Origin of the sequence: Sphingomonas sp. GV3, from assembly GCF_031082075.1 — a bacterium.
In the GTDB taxonomy this organism is placed as follows: Bacteria; Pseudomonadota; Alphaproteobacteria; order Sphingomonadales; family Sphingomonadaceae; genus Sphingomonas; species Sphingomonas beigongshangi.
The window spans coordinates 317,183-334,943 of record NZ_JARWLE010000001.1 but is presented as its reverse complement, the minus strand read 5'-3'; the positions used below and the strand labels follow the sequence as shown (position 1 = coordinate 334,943).

The 17,761-nt window shown below is 68.7% G+C and carries 22 protein-coding genes and 1 tRNA gene; 9 read left to right on the top strand and 14 right to left on the bottom strand.

The window, feature by feature from the left end:
- Positions 1–52 precede the first annotated feature (52 nt).
- Both RF701_RS01615 and RF701_RS01610 read right to left on the bottom strand, forming a co-directional pair.
- Complete coding sequence (locus RF701_RS01615; protein WP_308813849.1) at positions 53–1,564, bottom strand: TolC family outer membrane protein; 1,512 nt, start codon at positions 1,562–1,564, stop codon at positions 53–55.
- A 19-nt stretch (positions 1,565–1,583) separates the two neighbouring features.
- A complete protein-coding gene (locus RF701_RS01610; RefSeq protein ID WP_308813848.1) occupies positions 1,584–2,249 on the bottom strand; it encodes an rRNA adenine N-6-methyltransferase family protein in 666 nt (221 codons plus the stop codon).
- Between the two features lie 131 nt (positions 2,250–2,380).
- Here RF701_RS01610 and RF701_RS01605 point away from each other — a divergent pair, with 131 nt between their 5' ends.
- Positions 2,381–2,722 carry a hypothetical protein gene (locus RF701_RS01605; RefSeq protein ID WP_308813847.1) on the top strand — a complete coding sequence of 114 codons (342 nt, stop codon included), beginning with the start codon at positions 2,381–2,383 and terminating at the stop codon, positions 2,720–2,722.
- 3 nt (positions 2,723–2,725) lie between these two features.
- Here the strand turns inward: RF701_RS01605 and RF701_RS01600 are convergent.
- Positions 2,726–2,799: transfer RNA gene (locus RF701_RS01600), tRNA-Cys, on the bottom strand.
- 46 nt (positions 2,800–2,845) lie between these two features.
- Positions 2,846–3,271, bottom strand: coding sequence for a (deoxy)nucleoside triphosphate pyrophosphohydrolase (locus RF701_RS01595; protein WP_308813846.1), 426 nt, complete (start codon positions 3,269–3,271; stop codon positions 2,846–2,848).
- A gap of 52 nt (positions 3,272–3,323) precedes the next feature.
- Between RF701_RS01595 and RF701_RS01590 the strand changes: the two genes are divergently transcribed.
- Positions 3,324–3,524 (top strand): Flp family type IVb pilin, encoded by a 201-nt coding sequence (locus RF701_RS01590; protein ID WP_203311121.1) that lies wholly within the window; start codon positions 3,324–3,326, stop codon positions 3,522–3,524.
- Positions 3,525–3,641: 117 nt separating this feature from the next.
- Entirely contained in the window at positions 3,642–3,809 is a 168-nt protein-coding gene (locus RF701_RS01585) for a Flp family type IVb pilin (protein WP_203311122.1), read from the top strand.
- An 85-nt stretch (positions 3,810–3,894) separates the two neighbouring features.
- Here RF701_RS01585 and RF701_RS01580 read toward each other — a convergent pair whose 3' ends face one another.
- From RF701_RS01580 to RF701_RS01565, 4 genes are read right to left on the bottom strand one after another with little or no spacing between them, the layout of a single operon-like run.
- Positions 3,895–4,842: an acetyl-CoA carboxylase carboxyltransferase subunit alpha gene (locus RF701_RS01580; protein ID WP_308813845.1), complete on the bottom strand. Its 948-nt coding sequence runs from the start codon at positions 4,840–4,842 to the stop codon at positions 3,895–3,897.
- A gap of 10 nt (positions 4,843–4,852) precedes the next feature.
- A complete protein-coding gene (locus tag RF701_RS01575) occupies positions 4,853–5,728 on the bottom strand; it encodes a tyrosine-type recombinase/integrase (protein ID WP_374758644.1) in 876 nt (291 codons plus the stop codon).
- A 32-nt stretch (positions 5,729–5,760) separates the two neighbouring features.
- The gene (locus RF701_RS01570) at positions 5,761–7,563 is read right to left on the bottom strand and encodes a hypothetical protein (RefSeq protein WP_308813843.1); all 1,803 of its coding nucleotides are present in this window, start codon (positions 7,561–7,563) and stop codon (positions 5,761–5,763) included.
- Positions 7,547–7,681 (bottom strand): hypothetical protein, encoded by a 135-nt coding sequence (locus tag RF701_RS01565; RefSeq protein WP_269801925.1) that lies wholly within the window; start codon positions 7,679–7,681, stop codon positions 7,547–7,549. Before RF701_RS01565 ends, RF701_RS01570 begins: the two co-directional genes overlap by 17 nt.
- Before the next feature lie 77 nt (positions 7,682–7,758).
- On the opposite strand from RF701_RS01565, the gene RF701_RS01560 reads away from it, so the two are divergent.
- The 3 genes from RF701_RS01560 to RF701_RS01550 are packed head-to-tail and all read left to right on the top strand — an operon-like array spanning position 7,759 to position 9,574.
- A complete protein-coding gene (locus RF701_RS01560) occupies positions 7,759–8,334 on the top strand; it encodes a shikimate kinase (protein ID WP_287979565.1) in 576 nt (191 codons plus the stop codon).
- Complete coding sequence (gene aroB, locus RF701_RS01555) at positions 8,331–9,434, top strand: 3-dehydroquinate synthase (RefSeq protein WP_308813842.1); 1,104 nt, start codon at positions 8,331–8,333, stop codon at positions 9,432–9,434. The genes RF701_RS01560 and aroB overlap by 4 nt, the downstream gene beginning before the upstream one ends.
- A complete protein-coding gene (locus RF701_RS01550) occupies positions 9,434–9,574 on the top strand; it encodes a DUF2256 domain-containing protein (RefSeq protein ID WP_210358732.1) in 141 nt (46 codons plus the stop codon). The genes aroB and RF701_RS01550 overlap by 1 nt, the downstream gene beginning before the upstream one ends.
- A 52-nt stretch (positions 9,575–9,626) precedes the next feature.
- On the opposite strand, the gene RF701_RS01545 is transcribed toward RF701_RS01550, so the two are convergent.
- The 5 genes from RF701_RS01545 to radA form a co-directional block, all read right to left on the bottom strand.
- Complete coding sequence (locus RF701_RS01545; RefSeq protein WP_203311128.1) at positions 9,627–9,971, bottom strand: DUF423 domain-containing protein; 345 nt, start codon at positions 9,969–9,971, stop codon at positions 9,627–9,629.
- Positions 9,953–11,710 (bottom strand): cation:proton antiporter, encoded by a 1,758-nt coding sequence (locus RF701_RS01540; RefSeq protein ID WP_203311129.1) that lies wholly within the window; start codon positions 11,708–11,710, stop codon positions 9,953–9,955. The genes RF701_RS01545 and RF701_RS01540 overlap by 19 nt, the downstream gene beginning before the upstream one ends.
- Positions 11,703–12,140, bottom strand: a complete 438-nt coding sequence (locus RF701_RS01535) for an iron-sulfur cluster assembly scaffold protein (protein WP_308813841.1) — start codon at positions 12,138–12,140, stop codon at positions 11,703–11,705. Before RF701_RS01535 ends, RF701_RS01540 begins: the two co-directional genes overlap by 8 nt.
- On the bottom strand, positions 12,137–12,706 hold the full coding sequence (locus tag RF701_RS01530; protein WP_203311131.1) for a CvpA family protein: 570 nt from the start codon (positions 12,704–12,706) through the stop codon (positions 12,137–12,139). Before RF701_RS01530 ends, RF701_RS01535 begins: the two co-directional genes overlap by 4 nt.
- A gap of 107 nt (positions 12,707–12,813) precedes the next feature.
- Entirely contained in the window at positions 12,814–14,199 is a 1,386-nt protein-coding gene (gene radA, locus RF701_RS01525) for a DNA repair protein RadA (protein ID WP_308813840.1), read from the bottom strand.
- A gap of 112 nt (positions 14,200–14,311) precedes the next feature.
- Here radA and RF701_RS01520 point away from each other — a divergent pair, with 112 nt between their 5' ends.
- Positions 14,312–14,719 carry a PAS domain-containing protein gene (locus RF701_RS01520; RefSeq protein WP_238941136.1) on the top strand — a complete coding sequence of 136 codons (408 nt, stop codon included), beginning with the start codon at positions 14,312–14,314 and terminating at the stop codon, positions 14,717–14,719.
- A 16-nt stretch (positions 14,720–14,735) separates the two neighbouring features.
- Here the strand turns inward: RF701_RS01520 and RF701_RS01515 are convergent, their stop codons facing one another.
- Positions 14,736–15,440 (bottom strand): glutathione S-transferase family protein, encoded by a 705-nt coding sequence (locus RF701_RS01515; RefSeq protein WP_287979560.1) that lies wholly within the window; start codon positions 15,438–15,440, stop codon positions 14,736–14,738.
- 75 nt (positions 15,441–15,515) lie between these two features.
- On the opposite strand from RF701_RS01515, the gene RF701_RS01510 reads away from it, so the two are divergent.
- Both RF701_RS01510 and RF701_RS01505 read left to right on the top strand, forming a co-directional pair.
- Positions 15,516–16,655 carry a glycosyltransferase family 1 protein gene (locus RF701_RS01510; RefSeq protein WP_308813839.1) on the top strand — a complete coding sequence of 380 codons (1,140 nt, stop codon included), beginning with the start codon at positions 15,516–15,518 and terminating at the stop codon, positions 16,653–16,655.
- Between the two features lie 66 nt (positions 16,656–16,721).
- The gene (locus tag RF701_RS01505; protein ID WP_308813838.1) at positions 16,722–17,750 is read left to right on the top strand and encodes an oxidoreductase; all 1,029 of its coding nucleotides are present in this window, start codon (positions 16,722–16,724) and stop codon (positions 17,748–17,750) included.
- The last annotated feature ends 11 nt before the right edge of the window (positions 17,751–17,761 follow it).

Sequence of the window (17,761 nt, the reverse complement as noted above, 5' to 3'; positions counted from 1 at the left end):
TCGACGCTCATGTCCCCCATGATTCCCGTTCCCAAGCGCATGCCCGCCACCATCAGCGGTTTGGCGCCTGAGCACCTGTGGTTAACCCAGCGCTTCTGTCAACCGGTGTATCGAGCGATGGATCGAGCGGCTTGGTCACGATCGCGGTCTGCGCCGGTGTCTGCGCGGTCGATGTCGCGACGGGGGCCGGCTCGCCATCGCCGCCGAAATCGCCGATCCGACCGCGCACGCGCTGATAATTGATCGTCGGATCATACAGCGATCCGCCATCGAGCCCGAGGTCGCGCGCCTCGGCATTGCCCATCGCGGCGAGCAGCGCGAAGCCCGCGACATAGGCATCGCGACGGGCGCTCACCAATGTCACCTGGCTGTTGAGCAGTTCCTGCTCGGCGTTGAGGATGTCGAGGATGGTGCGCGTACCGACGCTGTTTTCGGCCCGCACGCCCTCCAGGCTCAGCTTGTTGGCGCTCACCGCGGCTTCCGAGCTCGCGATCACCTGTTCCGACGACTGCAACTGCGCATAGGCGGACCGCGTCGTCGCGACGACGTTGCGCTCGGTCGCGGTCAGCGTCTCGATCGCCTGGCTGCGTCCAGCTTCCGCTTGACGGACGCGGGCCGCCGGCTGGCCGCCCTGGAACAGCGGCAGCGACAATTGCAGGCCGGCCGTCGCGGCCGTGCCGCTCCCGGGGATACGCTGGCCGTTCGCGACCGTCGGGATCGATCCGAGATAATTGAAATAGGTCCCGGTCGTCACCGCCGCGACGCGGGGCAGCCGCGTCGCGCGCGCCACGCCGACGTCGTAGCGCGTCGCGTCCGCCGCCTTGCGGGCGGCGATCAGTTGCGGATTGCGTTCGAGCGCGACATCGACCGCCGCCTTCGGCGATGTCGGCAGGTTCGGCAGCGGCGGCGCGCTCTCCAGCGTTCCGGGCGGCGCACCGACCACGGCGATATAGTTTTCGCGGCTGGCGATCAGCTGCGCCTCTGCCGACTGCAACTGCGCCCGCGCCAGCGCAAGCCGCGCCTCGGACTGCGCGACGTCAGTCCGGGTCAGATCACCGACCTGGAAACGATCGCGGCTGGCGCGCAGATTGACCTCGAGGACGTGGACGTTCTGCTGGTTGAGACCGACGATCGCCTCGTCTCGCGTCACGTTCATATAGGCGGCGACGACGCTCGTGAACGTGTTCGCCTCGACGCCGCGCAGTGTCGCCCGACCCGCTTCTACCCGCGTTTCAGCCGCCCTGACCGCATTCTTCACCCCGCCACCCTGGTACAGCGGCACGGAGAATTGCAGCTGCCCGTTGGCGATCCGCTCGGGGTTGAGATAATTATTGTTGGCCTGCAGCACGTTGTCGGTCGCCGACCCGTTCAGCGAGAGACCGGGGAGGCCGCTGGAACGGGCGATCGGCACATTCTCGTCCGTCGCGCGCTGCGCCGCGCGTTGGGCGGTCAGCGTCGGATTGTTGGCATAGGCTTTCGCCAGCGCCTCGCGGAGGGTTTCGGCACCCGCCGGCATGGCGACCAGCGCCGCGCCGGTCGCCAGCATGATACGGAACGCGTGCATCCTCCCCCCACAGATCATGTTAAAACGTAAAACCCCGCGGCTTGGCGAAGCCCGGTAGGACGACGCAATCGCTGTCCATGAACGGCTTCAACCCGAAGCCGCCGTCGGTCTTCCGCCCGCTCGCCAGGCGCACGACGCCGCCGTCGACGAGACCGGTCACGACCCGGCCGCCGGACTTGACCTGATTGACGAGAGCATCGGGAACGTCCTCGATCGCGCCGTCTATGATCAGGACGTCGTAGGGCGCGCCAGCGGCATGGCCTTGGGGAAGCGGCGCTTCCACCACCTCGACCTTGGGAGTCGCGGCAAGCGCCTCGCGCGCCATCGCGACGAGCGTGTCATCCTCCTCGACCGCGACGACCTGCGCGACGATCTGCGCCAGCAGCGCGGCGGCATAGCCGCCGGCCGCGCCGATCAGCAGAACGCGGTCCGAAGCCTGCAGATACGCCTCGGTCAGCAGCCGGCCCGTCACCATGGGCAGATTGACCGCGCGGCCGTTGCCGACCGGCACCGCGGTATCGCGATAGGCGATCTCGCGCGCTGCGGCGGGCACGAACATCTCGCGCGGCACGGTCATCATCGCCGCGATCACGCGTTGATCGTTGACCGCGTTGGTGCGCAGCTGGCTCGCGACCATCGCGTGCCGCATCGTTTCAGCGTTGGTGGCGTCGAAACTCGTGTTCATGCTTACCCCTCTCGCACAGCTGTCTTAGCTACGCAATACACTTCGTGATCCATCGGGCTTGTATCGTGCCCCCTGCCCCGCGCCAAGCGGCGCGATTTGCCCGATCCTGCCCCAACACCTATGGCGCGGCGATGATTCCCGCGATCTACCACCGCTTCATCGACTGGATCGGCGACGGCACCGGCCTGCCGGACACGATCCTGCATCTGCACGCCGGCCTGGCGGTACTGATGGTCGCGCGCATCGTGACCCGCCGCTCGCTGGGCAGCTTCGTGCCCCTGTCCTTCGTCGTCCTGGCGGAAACCTTCAACGAGGTGATGGACCGAATGCATTACGGATCGTGGCGATGGGCCGACACGACGTCCGACGTCGTCAACACCTTGTTCTGGCCGACGGTCATCTGTCTGGGCATTCGCCTTCGCCCGATGCTGATGCGGCTCGATGCGAAGCGGGTGAGGAACGACGCCGTCTGATTCTGGAGGCCCGACCGGGAATCGAACCCGGGTGCAAGGATTTGCAGTCCTCTGCGTCACCACTCCGCCATCGGGCCTCGACGTCGGGAGAGGCGCGGCTGATGATGGCTTTTTGCGCCGCGGTCAACCGTCCGTGTGCAAAACCTTTCCGGACCATGCTCCGAGCGCCGCAACCAGCGGCACGTCCGCCGGTGGCATCGGCAGGTCCGCCACCTCGGCAGGCGCAACCCAGCGCAGTTCGGGCGATTCGACGGGACGCGGCAAGCCCCGCCATGCCACGACGCGGTAGAGCAGCAGCAGCAGTTGCCGTCCCGCCAGCGGCGCAGCGGTGAAGGTGATCGGCTGCACGTCAGGCAGCGCCACCTCGACGGCCAGTTCCTCCGCCAGCTCTCGAACAAGCGCCGCGTCGGGCGCCTCGCCGGGTTCGACCTTGCCGCCGGGAAACTCCCACAGGCCGGCCATCGCCTTTCCTTCCGGCCGGCGTTGCAGCAGCACGCGCCCGTCAGCATCGATCATGGCAGCGGCGACGACGACCAAAGGTGGGCTCACTGCGGTTCCTTTGTCAGCCAATCGTAAACCCTTTTCCGTTTAAGGCGGTGGCATGACCGTGCGCCTTGCCCTTCGCCGCCTGTGTCAGGCCGTCTTCGCGTTTGCCCGCGAGGCGCGTGGCGCGACTGCGGTCGAATATGGCCTGGTGGTCGCCCTGATCGTTATCGCGATGATCGCCGCGCTCAAGGGCGTTGCCGACGCCAACACCAACATGTGGACGCAGGTCAGCAGCAAGGTGCAAAGTGCAAACTAAGCGCCCGAGCCGCCGCGCTTTAAATGTTTCGCAACCTCTCTCCCGCTAATCCGGATGTGCTGGTCCGGTCGCAAACCGGTTCAGCCGGGTGACTGACGTTTGATAGTGGAGACCGGAATGCTCGCGATTCGCAAATTCATCAAGAACAGCAAGGGCGCGACCGCCATCGAGTACGGCCTGATCGCCGCGCTGATTGCCGTGGCCGCGATTGCCGCGATGAAGGGTCTGGGCGGCAAGCTCACGACGACCTTCCAGAACGTGACGTCGAACATGACCGTCAGCTAAGCTGACGTTCGGACGATTAAGAAAAAGGGCGGCGGACCATCGGTTCGCCGCCCTTTTGGTATGTCCAGCCGGCGTCCACCGCCGATCAGAGGCGCCCCATCGCCAGGAACTTCTGCCGCCGCTCTTGGCGCAGCGCCTTGCCATCGAGCGGCGACAGCGAGTCGAGCGCCTCCGCCAGTGCATCGCCCAACGCCTGTATCGCCGCGGCGGGATCGCGATGCGCGCCGCCCAGCGGCTCCGGAACGATCGTGTCGACGATACCAAGTCCACGCAGGTCCTGCGCGGTGATTCGCATCGCCTCGGCCGCATCCGGCGCCTTGTCGGACGTGCGCCAGAGGATCGCCGCGCACCCTTCGGGACTGATCACCGAATAGACGGCGTGTTCGAACATCAGCACACGATTGCCCGCGGCCAGCGCGACCGCGCCGCCGGATCCGCCCTCGCCGACGATCGCCGCGACGACCGGGACACCCGCAGCAAGGCACGCCTCGGTCGAGCGGGCGATCGCTTCGGCCTGGCCGCGCTCTTCGGCCTGCACGCCCGGGAAGGCGCCCGCCGTGTCGACCAGCGTCACCACCGGCAGCCCGAATCGATCGGCCAGCTCGACGAGGCGGATCGCCTTGCGATAGCCCTCCGGCTTGGCGGAGCCGAAATTGTGCTTCAGGCGACTGGCGATGTCCCAGCCCTTTTCATGCCCGATCGCCATCACGCGCCGGCCGCGGAAGGTGGCGAAGCCGCCGACGATCGCCTGATCGTCGGCAAAGGCGCGATCGCCCGCGAGCGGCACGAATTCGTCGAACAGGCCGACGACGTAATCGCGAAAATGCGGTCGTTCCGGATGGCGCGCGACCTGGGTCTTCTGCCAGGGCGTCAGCCTCGCGAAGGTGTCGCGCAGCAGCTTGTCGGATTTGGCCTGGAGTCGCGCCACGTCAGCGGCGATATCGACTCCGCCGTCGGCGGCGGTTTCGCGCAATTCGTCGATCTGGCCCTGCAATTGGGCGATCGGCTTTTCGAAATCGAGGAAGCTCGGCATCGGCGGGGGGTTAGATGCGCGCCGCCTTCCCGTCAACGCGGCCGCTGTCGGCGAGCGGATGGCGGCTGTTGACCAGCTCCACCAACCGGCCGCTGTCGACATGCGTGTAGATCTCGGTCGTCGCGATGTCGGCATGGCCGAGCATGGCCTGCAGCGCGCGCAGGTCGGCTCCGCCCGCGAGCAGGTGCGTCGCGAAAGCATGGCGCAAGACATGCGGGCTGACCCGGTCAGGCGCGATTCCCGCATCGGCGGCAAGCGCCTTTACCAATTGATACAGCCGGATGCGCGACAGGTGGCCCTTTCCTGACGGGAACAGCCAGGCTCGGTCCGCCGGCACGTGGACCCGCCATGCCGCCACGGCGGCACGCGCGCGGTCGGAGATCGGCACCAGACGCTCCCGCCCGCCCTTGCCGCGCAGGATCAGAAACGGCCGGTCAGGATGTACGGCCGCGCGCGGCAGCGCCACGACCTCGCTCGCGCGCAGGCCGGAGCCGTACAGCAGCTCGATCAGGGCGGCGAGACGCAGGTCGCCCGGCAGCGGCCGCGCCACGCCCGTACGCCCGGCGATCGCGGCGAACAGGCGCTCGACGTCCGCGTGGCTCAGCACCTTGGGCAGCCGCCGCGCGCTGCCGGGACGTGGCAGCGCGACGGAGGGATCGTCCGCAATGTCGCCCTCGCCATGCAGGAACGCGAAAAAGCGACGGAGCGCCGCTGCCTTGCGCGCGACGGTCGCCCGCGCCAGCGGCGCCCAGAGTTCCGACAGGTGCCGGATCGCGGCTTCGTCCGCCGTCTTCAACCGCCCACCGAGCGCTTGCGACGCCAGCAGGAGATCGCTGCGATAGGCCGCGATGGTATTGGCCGCCGCCCCCTGCTCCGCGGCGAGCATGTCGAGAAAACGATCGATCAGCGGAGCGTCGCTCACACGCGCGCGAGCGCCTCCGCCGCGATCATCCGCGCTTCACCTTCCAGCCCGACGGTGCGAAGCGCCCCGATGATACGGTAAAGCATCGCGGGGGGCACGCCGCGCCAGTGCGGCGTCTGCATGCCGATCGCTGCCAACAGGATGACGTTGCCCTGGTCACCGTTCGCCGCGGCGCGATCGATCGCCTGGGTCCAGGGCGTCGATGCCCCGATCCGCACGTCGAGTGCCTCGGCGGCACGCTCCACGTCCTCGGGCGCCAGGCGGCCGAGCCCCGCTAGGCCCGCGAAGAACAGCCGCTGCTTCAACGCCGCATCCCCGCTACCCGAATAGCGCGACAGCACGCCATAGTTCAGGCGCTCGCCCGCGTCGGGATCGGCGAGCGTGATCATCGCCCACGCATCGCCGCCTTCCGGGACCGCCATGCGCCATCGCGCCGCGCTGCGATCGAGCCCCGCCGTCAGCATCGACGCGACAAGCCGGTCGGCATCGCTCAGCCCTATCCGCGCGGGGATCCGCCCGGCCGCGCGCGCGGTAAGGACCAGCCGCGCATAGGGTGGCTGCGTCGTCGCATCGCCCCACAATTGCCGCATCGCCGCAAGGCGGGCATCGACGCTCCCCCCGGCATAAGCGGTCCTGAGATCGCTCGCCGTCGCGCTGGCCACGCCGGGCATGTCGTCGGCCGCGTCGACCGCGGCATAGAGATCGACCAATGCGTTCGACGAGAGGACGCCCTGCCCCGCCGCCGCCTCGGCGGCCGCGATCCGGTCGCCCACGCCGATGCCGGGCGACAGGGCATACCAGTAGCGCACCTGCGGGCCGACCGATGCGAGCAAGGGGTCGGGGATCGTGACGCCCGTCGCGGCGGCAAGGCCGAACCGCCAGTCGTCGATCCGGTCGACGCCGGCCCACTCGATCGTCACCGCCTGTCCGCCGCCCGGCGCGGCGCCGACCACCTTCTGCGTCAGCTGCAGGTCGATGCCGGTCGCAACGTTGCGGCGCCGGATCGCGGTCATCTGCGCCTTGGCCGCCGCCGCTTCGCCGCGCAGCGCGGTGCAGATCGCGCGTGCCAGCACCCAGCCCCGCGCCGGCGCCTGCGTCGCGCCGGCGTCCGCCAGCGGGCACAGGCCGGCCGGATCGCCGCTCGCCAGTTCGGCACTCATCGCGACCTGGAAGAGTTTGGGGGTATAGTCCTCGGTGTCGACGCTCTGCACCACTGCGCGCGCCGCCACCGACTCCCCCATGCGCAGCAGCAGCCAGGCGCGTTCCGCGGCGAAATCCGCGCCGTCGACCCCGGCGGGCGTCGCGACGCGCGTCGCAAGGGCGCGGCGCAACAGGATCGACATCCAGCGGGACGGCAAGGGAGCGGCGATACGCCGCATCAGCGCCTCGGCGAAGTGGCCGTCCGCCTGCGCGAACAGATCCGCATCCAGCCCGCCCTCGCGCGGCCCGACCGGCCCGACCGCATCGAGCGATCGCCGCGCATAATCGGGCATCTCATATTGCGCCAGCACGGCGGGATCCACCGTCGGCATCGCGCTGGGCGTCGCGGTGGGCGAAACGCTGGTCGTCGGCAAAGGCTGGACCATCGTATCCGGCGACACGGTCACGCCCGGCGTCGGCGCGGTGGCGCTGGACGATGGACGCGGGGTGGGACTGGCCTGGGCGGCCGGTTCCCCGAATCCGGGGGGCAGGATCGATTCGGGGCGCTCCTGGCCCGATGCCGGGCCGAACGCGGCGATCGCCACCGCGCCGAGCGCGGCCGCGGCGACGCCGACGCGCAGCCTAGCTGAGATTGGCAAGCGTCACGGCCTTCTCGACATGGGTCTGGGGCCGCTCGGAGGCGCGCCCGGCGAGCAGGAACAGCCCGCCGACCACAACCACGAGGAGCACGATGACGGAGATCGCGAAGCGGGACATAACCTACCTTGGCTCACGGAAAAACGCGGGGACGGAGCTTTTGCCCCGTCCGCCCCCGCTGTATAGCGCGGCAAACCATGTTGCAAAGCGCTGTTCCCCAGACTGCCGGGCCGGACCCTGCATCCGCCGCGCCGGCGGCGCGCCCGATCGTGCTCGTCGGGCTGATGGGCGTCGGCAAGTCGACCGTGGGTCGCCGCCTCGCCGGCCGCCTCTCCCTGCCCTTCGTCGACGCGGACCATGCGATCGAGGAGGCGGCGGGCATGACCATCGCCGAGATCTTCGAACGGTTCGGCGAGGCGTATTTCCGCGATGGCGAGCGTCGCGTCATCGCGCGGCTCATGGACGGCCGGCCGAAGGTGATCGCAACCGGTGGCGGCGCGTTCATCAATGCCGAGACGCGCGCGCTGATCCTCGCGGAGGCGACCGCCATCTGGCTCGACGCGCATCCGCACGTCCTGGCCGAACGCGTACGCCGCCGCGATACGCGCCCGCTCCTGCGCGGCAAGGATCCGCTCCAGGTGCTCACCGAGCTCGCCGCCGTCCGCAACCCCATCTACGCCGAGGCGCATATCCACATCACCAGCCACAAGGCTCCGCACGAGGCGACGGTCGCCGCCATTCTGAAGGCGCTGGGCGCGGGCGGCCGCCGATGAGCCGAACCGTCACCGTCGCGCTCGGCGACCGCAGCTATCCGATCCTGATCGAGGCCGGCGTACTCGCGCGCGCGGGCGAGCAGCTCGCGCCGCTGGCGCGCGGCAGACGGATGGCGATCGTCAGCGACGAGAACATCCGACCGCACCTTGCGACGCTACAGGCGTCGCTCGATGCCGCCGGTATCGAGAGCGAGGCGATCGTGCTCCCACCCGGCGAGGGGACGAAGAGCTGGAGCCAGCTTGCCGCCCTGTGCGATCGACTGCTCGAGCTGGGCGTCGAGCGCGGAGACCATGTCTTGGCGTTGGGCGGCGGCGTGATCGGCGATCTCGTCGGCTTCGCCTGCGCGATCCTCAAGCGCGGCTGCGGCTTCGTGCAGGTGCCGACCACCCTGCTCGCGCAGGTCGACAGTTCCGTCGGCGGCAAGACCGCGATCAACACGCGCGCGGGCAAGAACCTGATCGGTGCCTTCCATCAGCCTTCGCTGGTGCTGATCGACCCGACCGTGCTCGACACGCTGCCGCCGCGCGAGATGCGGGCCGGTTATGCCGAGGTCGTCAAATACGGGCTGATCGACGATGCGCCTTTCTTCGCCTGGTGCGAGGCGAACGGCGAAGCGCTGCTCGCGGGCGATGCCGCGGCACGGGAATATGCCATCGCGCATGCCGTCGCCGCAAAGGCGCGCATCGTCGCGGCGGACGAGCATGAAACGAACGGCGTGCGCGCGCTGCTCAACCTCGGCCATACCTTCGGCCACGCGCTTGAGGCGGAAACGGGATATTCGCAGCGGCTGCTGCATGGCGAAGGGGTCGCCGCGGGCTGCGCGCTCGCCTTCGCCTTTTCGGCAGCGCAGGGGCTGTGCGGCAGTGAAGACGCCGCGCGGGTCGCCGCGCATTTCCGCAGCGTCGGCCTGCCCGACGGCCTCGCCGCCACAGGTATCGAGGCATCGGGTGCGACGCTGGTCGCGCATATGCGCCATGACAAGAAGATGGCGGCTGGGACCCTGCCCTTTCTCCTCGCACGGGGGATCGGTGCAACCTACCTCGACCGAACGGTTGACCTCTCCGCCGTCGAGACATTCCTCGACACGCAAGGCCGCTGATGCCGAACGGCGTCGACAAGCGCGACCTGCCGACCAAGGTCTGTCCGGCCTGCGACCGCCCGTTCGCCTGGCGCAAGAAATGGGCGCGCGATTGGGAGAATGTCGTCTATTGCTCGGACGCGTGCCGACGGAAGCGGTGACCGTGCGCGCCATCCGTTCCGACCCGAGCGGTAGGCGAGAAGGATCAGCGCTTCACCCCGCCCGCAACGACCAGGCCAGCCACAGCCACCCACCGATCAGCATCGCGCCGCCGATCGGCGTGATCGCGCCGAACCAGCGCGGCGCGCCGACCGCCATCAGGTAGAGCGTGCCGGCGAAGATCGCGCCGCCCGCGACGAACAGCCAGGCCGGCCCCCGCGCCTCCATGCGCAGGGCAACGAGCGCGGCGACGGCATGGATCAACTGGTAATGCCCGCCCGTCTTCAGCCATTCCTGCGCCGCGCCGCTGGCACCATGCGCGCCGAACGCCCCCGCAGCGACCGCGAGCGCGCCGGACAGGGCTGCCAATATGCCGAGCATCAGCGGTCGTTCCCCCATGGCTGCTGCTCCGCGACCAGAGCGCGGGCGGCCCGGATGTCGCCTGCCTCGATCTGGATCCGCAACCGCTCCTTGTCGCGGGACCGGTACATTTCCTCGGCGCGATCGATGTCGGCCTCCGAGACGCCCAGCCCGTCGAGCGCGAGCCGCGCCATCTTGACCGCCGATTCCAGCACCTCGCGCACGACGTAGCGCGCCGGCCCCTGCTTCAGCTTGACCAGCGCGCGCCGGTCATAGGCACGGACGTAGATCTCGGCGTCAGGAAAGGCCTCGTGCACCGCTTCGAGCGTGTCGGGCTGGATTTGGTCGCCGTCGATGCAGAACAGGATCAGTTCCGCTTCCGCGGCGCCCGCCTGGCGCAGCAGGTCGAGTCGCGTACCGTCGCCATAATAGACCTTGGCGCCGAACTCGCCCGCGATGTCGATCATCTCGATATCGGTATCGATCAGCGTCACCGGAATGTCGCTGGCGAGCAGCATCTGTCCGACCGTCTGCCCGAACCTGCCGTATCCCACGATGATCGCATTCGCACCGTCCGCCTTGGGTCCGTCGCGCTCCTGGTTTTTCGCAATCGGCTCCTCCCGGAAGCGGCGGGTTACGCCCATCAGGAACGGCGTCGTCGCCATCGACAGCGTGACGATGGCTCCGAAAAGGCTGGCCGCATCCGGCGCTATCAGGAAGCCGGCCTGCGCCTGGGCGAAGAGCACGAAGCCGAATTCACCGCCCTGGCTGAGCAACAGCCCCAGCGCCAGCGCGCTGCGCCACGTCATGCGGAAGGCCAGCCCGATCAGGAAGATGACCGCCGCCTTGGTGGCGATCAACGCCACCGCCATCGTCGCGACGAACGCCGGCCGCTCGACGATGGCGGGCAGATTCAGCATCATGCCGACGGCAAGGAAGAACAGGCCGAGCAAGACCGCGCGGAAGGGATCGACGTCCGCCTCCAATTCGTGGCGGTAGGGGCTGTCGGCAAGCATCACGCCCGCGATGAACGCGCCCAGTGCGGTCGAAAGCCCCAGCGCTTCCATGATCGCGGCGCTGGCGATGACGGTGAACAACGCGGCAAAGACGAACATCTCGCGCTCGCCGAGATTGCCGATCAGGCGGAACAAGGGGCGCAAAAGGAACCGCCCCGCCAGGATCAGGCCGAATACCGCGAGCACCGTGTAGATGCCGAGCAGCCAGCCGGGCGGTGCGTTGGCATCGGCCGGATTGCGGCTCATCGCCGCCACGATGGTGATCAGCGGGACGATCGACAGGTCCTGGAACAGCAGGATAGAGAAGGCGCGCTCACCAAACGGCGTGCGCAGCCTCCCCGCCGACTGCAGCATCGGCAGCACCTGCGCGGTCGAGGACAGCGCCAGCGGCAGGCCGAGCGCGAGCGCGGCGGTGATCGAGAAGCCGGCGAACCAGACGATTGCGGTGATCGCCAGTCCGCAGGCCACGACCTGGAGCAGGCCGACACCGAATATCTCCTTCTTCATCCGCCACAAGCGCGACGGATTCAGTTCCAGTCCGACGATGAACAGCAGCAGCGTGATGCCCAGTTCGGCAACGCCGATCTTCGATTCGGCATCACCGACCACGCCCAGCACATGCGGCCCCACCACGGCACCCGCGACGAGAAAGCCCAAAGTGGCACCAAGGCCGAGGCGGCGGAATAGGAGCACGAAGGCGAGGCCGGCACCGAGCAGCACCATGCCGTCGCGCAGAATGGATACGGGCGACGCATCATGCATGGACGCGCGCCTTGACGGCCTGCTCCGCCGCCTCCGCCGCCGCTTCGAAGGCGAGGCGGATCGATGCGTGGCGCGCGCTATAGTCGCGTGCGGGCGCCAGTACGTCGATCCCGGGCCAGTCCGGCGCCGTCCCCTCGCCCGAGAGCCATGCGGCGAGCGCATCGCGGGCCGCGGCGAGGTCCTCCGGCGTGCGGCCGAGGATATGGGCGGCGAGCAGCGACGCGGACGCCTGGCCGAGCGCGCAGGCGCGCACCAGCAATCCCACCGCGTCGACGCGGCCTTGCTCGTCCACCCCGACGTCGACCGTCACCCGGCTGCCGCAGACGGGCGATCTCTTCTCCGCGGTGGCGGCGGCATGGGTCAGCCGTTCGTGATGCGGAATGGACGCGGCGAGGCGGAGGATTTCCGCATTGTAGAGGGGGGCGTTCATGGCGCGTCACTCGCATTGGTCGGGGCGGATTCGGCGATCGCGGCGCGCGACCCGAACACGGGCAGGCCACGGCGGCGGCGATCGACGAAATCGGCGATGCCGGCACTCGTGGCGTTGAGCAGCGGATAGGTGCGCGACCGGATCATCCATTCGGGTCGGTTCGCCGCGCCGCCGCGCGCCGTGTCGACCACCAGCGCAGCGAGGAGAAAGCCGAGGCTCGCGAGGATCAGCCCCTTCAGCGCTCCGAACCCGAAACCGAGCGCCCGGTCGACGGGCCCGAGGATCGAACTGCGCGTACGCCGCCCGATCGCGGTGGCGACGAGCCGGCCCACCACATAGGTGCCGCCCGCGATGATCGCGAAGGCCGCGACGGCCGCCCCGGAGGGCGTACCGATGGTTTTGACCAATGTCGCGGCCAGCGCGATATGGAACAGCTTGAGCATCGCCACGATCGCCACCCAGGCGAACAGCGACAGCACCTCCGTCACGAACCCGCGCACCAATCCCATACCCGCGGTACCGAGGACGAGAAGCAGCACGATGGTATCGAGAGCGGTCAGAGCCATGCAACCTTCGATAGGGACGCGCGACCGCCGCGGCTAGGGGGTCAGCGCGGTTCCGGTCGCGCGGCGGACGCGCCGACCCGTAGCGGACGGCCGCGGTTCGCCCGCCCCTAACGCCCGAGCATATGATCGACGAACTGCGCCAAGGTGCGAAACCCGGACAGGGTCAGCGCGCTCTCTTCCTTTGCCATCGCGGTCGGAACCAGCGCGCGCTCGAAGCCCAGCTTGCCGGCTTCTTTCAGCCGCAGCGCGGCATGGGCGACGGGACGGATCTCGCCCGACAGGGCGATTTCGCCGAACGCCACCGCATCCACGGGTACCGGCCGCTCGGACAGCGCCGACACCAGCGCCGCCGCGACCGCCAGGTCCGCCGCCGGATCCTGCACGCGATAGCCGCCTGCGACGTTGAGATAGACTTCCGCCGACGAGAAGGACAAGCCGCAGCGCGCCTCCAGTACCGCCAGGATCATCGCCAGACGACCCGAGTCCCAGCCGACGACCGCGCGCCGTGGCGTTGCGCCGCTCGCCAGCCGCACGGTCAGCGCCTGGATCTCCACCAGCACCGGCCGGGTTCCCTCCAGCGCCGGAAACACCGTGGCGCCCGTCACCCCCTCGTCCCGATGCGTCAGGAACAAAGCGGACGGATTGGCGACCTCGCTCAGACCCTCGCTCTGCATCGAGAAGACGCCGATCTCGTCGGTGCCGCCGAACCGGTTCTTGATCGCACGCAGGATCCGATACTGATGGCTCCGTTCGCCCTCGAAGGCGAGCACGGTGTCGACCATATGCTCCAGCACGCGCGGCCCCGCGATGCTGCCGTCCTTCGTGACATGGCCGACGAGCACGAGCGCGGTACCCCGCTCCTTGGCGAACCGGATCAGTTCCTGTGCGGAGGCACGGACCTGGCTCACCGTGCCCGGCGCGCCCTCGATCAGATCGGAATGCATGGTCTGGATCGAATCGATCACCAGCAGATCGGGCGCCGGCCCGATCGACAGCGTCGTCAATATGTCACGAGTCGAGGTCGCGGCGGCAAGCTGGACGGGCGCATCGCCCAGGCCGAGCCGCCGGGCGCGCAGCCGCACCTGGTCGGCTGCCTCCTCGCCGGACACATAGGCCACGCGCCTCGCCGCTCCATCGGGCGCGCCGCTCGCCAATCGCGCCGCGGCCTGCAGCAACAGAGTCGACTTGCCGATACCCGGGTCACCGCCGATCAGCGTCGCCGATCCCTGGACGAACCCGCCGCCGAGCGCGCGATCGAGTTCGGCGATGCCGGTCGCCATCCGGTCCGGCAGCGCGATATCGGCATCGAGCCCGACGAGCTGCACCGTCCGCCCGCCGCTCTGCAGATTGTGCTTCGCCTGGAACGGCGTAACGACCGCGCCCGCTTCCTCGACCAGCGTGTTCCACTCGGCACAATCGCCGCACTGCCCCGCCCAGCGATGAGAGACCGAGCCGCAGGCCTGACACACGTAGCGTTTCTGGGGTTTCGCCATGCTGCCTATCTAGCCCATGCGGAACGATAAGGGAACACGCGCATCGTGATGGAAAGTTCATCTTTGCCGTGATAGGGCCGATTCGAGTATGTTGCCGACCGAACCTCTTGCATTGAACCACAGTTGGCCGATCGCCGAACGCGCGAGCCGGTTCGATCTGGGCGTGGTTCATGATTCGCTAAAGGTGCCGGGCGGCATGCCGGGACTCTGGCGTTGCGAGTTCCCAACGGAGCGGCTGATCTGGTCCGACGCGGTCTACGATCTGTTCGGTCTGCCGCGGGGTGCCCTGATCACCCGTCAGGACGCGGTGCGGCTATATGCCGAACATTCCCGCGCGGCGATGGAGCGGCTGCGCAAACATGCGCTCAAGCACCATCGCGGCTTCACGCTCGACGTCGAACTGCGCCCCGTGAACGGCGGCGTCCGCTGGATGCGTCTGGTCGCCGCGCCCTTCTTTCGAGGCGGCACGCTCACCGCGCTCGAGGGCCTGAAGTTCGACGTCAGCGCCCTCTACCGTTGAACGCCCGCGCGGTGGATCAGCCCCGCGCCGGGATCGTGAGCCCTCGCTGCACCGCCGGACGGTCCAGCCCGCGCGCCAGCCACGCCGCGACGTTGCCGAACCGGTCGAAGCCGACCAGGTCGCGCGCCTCGTAGAAGGTCACGAGACCACGAACCCAACCGAGCATGGCGATGTCGGCGATCGAATAATGATCGCCCAGGAACCAGTCCTTACCCGCCAGGGCCGCGTCCATCACCCCCAGCAAACGCTGCGTTTCGGCGAGGTAGCGGTCGCGCGGACGCTTGTCCTCCCAGTCCTTGCCGGCAAACTTGTTGAAGAAGCCGAGCTGGCCGAACATTGGCCCGACACCGCCCATCTGGAACATGACCCATTGGATTGCCTGCCAGCGGTCGACCGGCCCCTGCCCCAGGAACCTGCCGGTCTTTTCAGCCAGGTACAGCAGGATCGCGCCGCTTTCGAACAGGGCCATCGGCTGGCCGCCGGGCCCTTCCGGGTCGATCATCGCCGGGATCTTGCCATTGGGATTGAGCGACAGGAACTCGGGCGACTTCTGATCGTCGCTGGCGAAGTCGATGAGGTGCGGCTCGTAGGACAAGCCCGTCTCCTCCAGCATGATGGAGACCTTCACCCCATTGGGCGTCGGCAACGAGTAGAGCTGGATCCGATCCGGAAACTGCGCGGGCCAGCGGGTTGCGATCGGAAAGGCGGACAGGTCGGCCATGGCAAGCTCCTCGGGATGCGTATTGCAGCGACGACATAGTCGTGCCGCATTCTGAAGGCTATGGCACGCGGCATCATGCAACCGTCCGACCTGCGCGTCGCCCTGTTCAGCGGCAACTACAACTACACCCGCGACGGTGCGAACCAGGCATTGAACCTGCTTGTCGGCCACCTGCTCGCCGCGGGCGTGACCGTCCGCGTCTATTCGCCGACGATCGATCCGCCCGCCTTCGCGCCGACGGGCGATCTCGTATCCGTGCCCGCCATACCGATGCCGGGCGGACGCGCCGAATACCGGCTCGGCCGCTATCTGCCCGCCGCGACGCGGCGCGATCTGGAGGCGTTCGCGCCCAACATCGTCCACGTCTCCGCTCCGGAGTTTCTCAACCACGGCGCGGTCACCTGGGCGCGTAGTCACGATGTCCCGGTCGTCGCCTCGTTCCACACGCGGTTCGAGACCTATTTCCGCTACTATCGGATCGGTTTCATCGAGCCGCTGATCAAGGCGATCATGACGCGCTTCTACAATCGCGTCGATCTCGTCATGCCCCCGAGCCCCAGCATGGGCGCGCTGCTCAAGGAATGGGGTGTCACGACGCCGATGACGCTCTGGTCGCGCGGCATCGACCACGCCCGGTTCACCCCTGAGCGGCGCAGCCTCGACTGGCGACGCGGGCTCGGCATCGCCGACGACGAGATCGCGGTCGGCTTCCTCGGCAGGCTCGTCAAGGAAAAGGGGCTCGACGTCTTTGCGGACGTGCTCGCCGAACTGCGCCGCCGCGGCGTCCGCCACAAGGCGCTGGTGATCGGCAAGGGGCCGGCCGAGGAGTGGTTCGCGCAGGTCGCGCCCGGCGCGGTCTTTGCGGGCTTCCAATCAGGCGACGATCTCGGTCGCGCCGTCGCGTCGATGGACGTGTTCTTCAACCCGAGCATCACCGAGACGTTCGGCAACGTGACCACGGAGGCGATGGCCGCCGGTGTGCCCGTTGTCGCCGCGCGAGCGACCGGCGCAGTCGATCTGGTCGAGGATGGCGTCACCGGTTTCCTCGTCGATCCGACCGACGTCGCGGGCTATGCCGACGCGATCGCACGGATCGCCGCCGATCCTGGCCTTCGCGCCGGTATGGGCGCGGCCGGGCACGAGCGGGCCGCCGCCTATCGCTGGGACACCGCGAATCAGGCGGTGCTTGATGCCTATCTCGCGCTGGCGCGTTGACGCGACCGGACGATCGGCCGCCGATGCCGCTCCGTCGACGCCCATGCGCAATCGGGGAGTGACGCGATGACGAGGATGATCGGCGTCGGCCTGATCGGCTATGGCCTCGGCGGCCGCGCCTTTCATGCGCCCTATGTCGCCGCGTCGCAGGACATGGCGCTTCGAGCGGTCGTATCCCGCGACTCCGCCAAGGTCCACGCCGACATTCCCGCGGCGCGCGTGGTCCCAAGCGTCGAACAGCTCCTGGACGACCGGGACATTGACCTCGTCATCGTCTCGAGCCCGGACGCACTGCATGCCGAGCATGCGCTGGCGGCGCTCGCCGCCGGCAAGAGCGTGCTGGTCGACAAACCGTTCGCGACGACGCTTGAGGACGCCCGCCGCCTCGTCGCCGCGAGCGAGCGATCCGGCCAGCTGCTAACCGTCTTCCACAATCGTCGCTGGGATGCCGACTTCCGCACGCTCCGGACGCTGATAGCGGACGGTCGCCTCGGCGCCGTGGCCACGATGGAAAGCCGCTTCGATCGGTGGCGGCCCGTGCCCGCCGCCACGTGGAAGGAAGCGCGCGCCGGGGGATCGTGGCTGGATCTTGGGCCGCATCTGGTCGATCAGGCGCTGCTGCTCTTCGGCCGCCCGCTCGAGATCAGCGCGGATATCGCCACCTTGCGCGCGGGTGCGCCCGCCCCCGACTATTTCCAGGCCGTATTGCGCTATGCGGACAAGCGGGTGACGCTGCATTCCAGCAAGATCGCCGCCGCGCACGACCTGCGCTTCGCCGTGCACGGCACGGGCGGCAGCTGGATCAAAAACGGCATCGATCCCCAGGAGGCGGCGACGATCGCGGGCCGTCGGCCACAGGGCGACGATTGGGGGCATGATCCGCTCGACGGCATCCTGACCCCCGTCGACGGCCCCGCGGCCGCCGTTCGCGTGCCGAACGCACGCGGCGATTACCGGCTGTTCTGGTCCGCCCTTGCCGCCGCGATCCGCGGGGAAGGTCCCAATCCGGTGCCGCCCGGCGAGGCGCTGGCCGTGATGGAGGTGCTCGACGCGGGATCGCGAAGCGCGGCCGAACGCCGCGAGATCGCCTTGTGACCTGATGCGCA

Excerpts from the sequence above, each read along its gene's own strand:
- RF701_RS01615 (WP_308813849.1), bottom strand. The coding sequence starts at position 1,564 with ATGCACGCGTTCCGTATCATGCTGGCGACCGGCGCGGCGCTGGTCGCC.
- RF701_RS01610 (WP_308813848.1), bottom strand. The coding sequence starts at position 2,249 with ATGAACACGAGTTTCGACGCCACCAACGCTGAAACGATGCGGCACGCG.
- RF701_RS01605 (WP_308813847.1), top strand. The coding sequence starts at position 2,381 with ATGATTCCCGCGATCTACCACCGCTTCATCGACTGGATCGGCGACGGC.
- RF701_RS01590 (WP_203311121.1), top strand. The coding sequence starts at position 3,324 with ATGACCGTGCGCCTTGCCCTTCGCCGCCTGTGTCAGGCCGTCTTCGCG.
- RF701_RS01585 (WP_203311122.1), top strand. The coding sequence starts at position 3,642 with ATGCTCGCGATTCGCAAATTCATCAAGAACAGCAAGGGCGCGACCGCC.
- RF701_RS01580 (WP_308813845.1), bottom strand. The coding sequence starts at position 4,842 with ATGCCGAGCTTCCTCGATTTCGAAAAGCCGATCGCCCAATTGCAGGGC.
- RF701_RS01575 (WP_374758644.1), bottom strand. The coding sequence starts at position 5,728 with ATGCTCGCCGCGGAGCAGGGGGCGGCGGCCAATACCATCGCGGCCTAT.
- RF701_RS01565 (WP_269801925.1), bottom strand. The coding sequence starts at position 7,681 with ATGTCCCGCTTCGCGATCTCCGTCATCGTGCTCCTCGTGGTTGTGGTC.
- RF701_RS01560 (WP_287979565.1), top strand. The coding sequence starts at position 7,759 with ATGTTGCAAAGCGCTGTTCCCCAGACTGCCGGGCCGGACCCTGCATCC.
- aroB (WP_308813842.1), top strand. The coding sequence starts at position 8,331 with ATGAGCCGAACCGTCACCGTCGCGCTCGGCGACCGCAGCTATCCGATC.
- RF701_RS01550 (WP_210358732.1), top strand. The coding sequence starts at position 9,434 with ATGCCGAACGGCGTCGACAAGCGCGACCTGCCGACCAAGGTCTGTCCG.
- RF701_RS01545 (WP_203311128.1), bottom strand. The coding sequence starts at position 9,971 with ATGGGGGAACGACCGCTGATGCTCGGCATATTGGCAGCCCTGTCCGGC.
- RF701_RS01540 (WP_203311129.1), bottom strand. The coding sequence starts at position 11,710 with ATGCATGATGCGTCGCCCGTATCCATTCTGCGCGACGGCATGGTGCTG.
- RF701_RS01535 (WP_308813841.1), bottom strand. The coding sequence starts at position 12,140 with ATGAACGCCCCCCTCTACAATGCGGAAATCCTCCGCCTCGCCGCGTCC.
- RF701_RS01530 (WP_203311131.1), bottom strand. The coding sequence starts at position 12,706 with ATGGCTCTGACCGCTCTCGATACCATCGTGCTGCTTCTCGTCCTCGGT.
- radA (WP_308813840.1), bottom strand. The coding sequence starts at position 14,199 with ATGGCGAAACCCCAGAAACGCTACGTGTGTCAGGCCTGCGGCTCGGTC.
- RF701_RS01515 (WP_287979560.1), bottom strand. The coding sequence starts at position 15,440 with ATGGCCGACCTGTCCGCCTTTCCGATCGCAACCCGCTGGCCCGCGCAG.
- RF701_RS01510 (WP_308813839.1), top strand. The coding sequence starts at position 15,516 with ATGCAACCGTCCGACCTGCGCGTCGCCCTGTTCAGCGGCAACTACAAC.
- RF701_RS01505 (WP_308813838.1), top strand. The coding sequence starts at position 16,722 with ATGACGAGGATGATCGGCGTCGGCCTGATCGGCTATGGCCTCGGCGGC.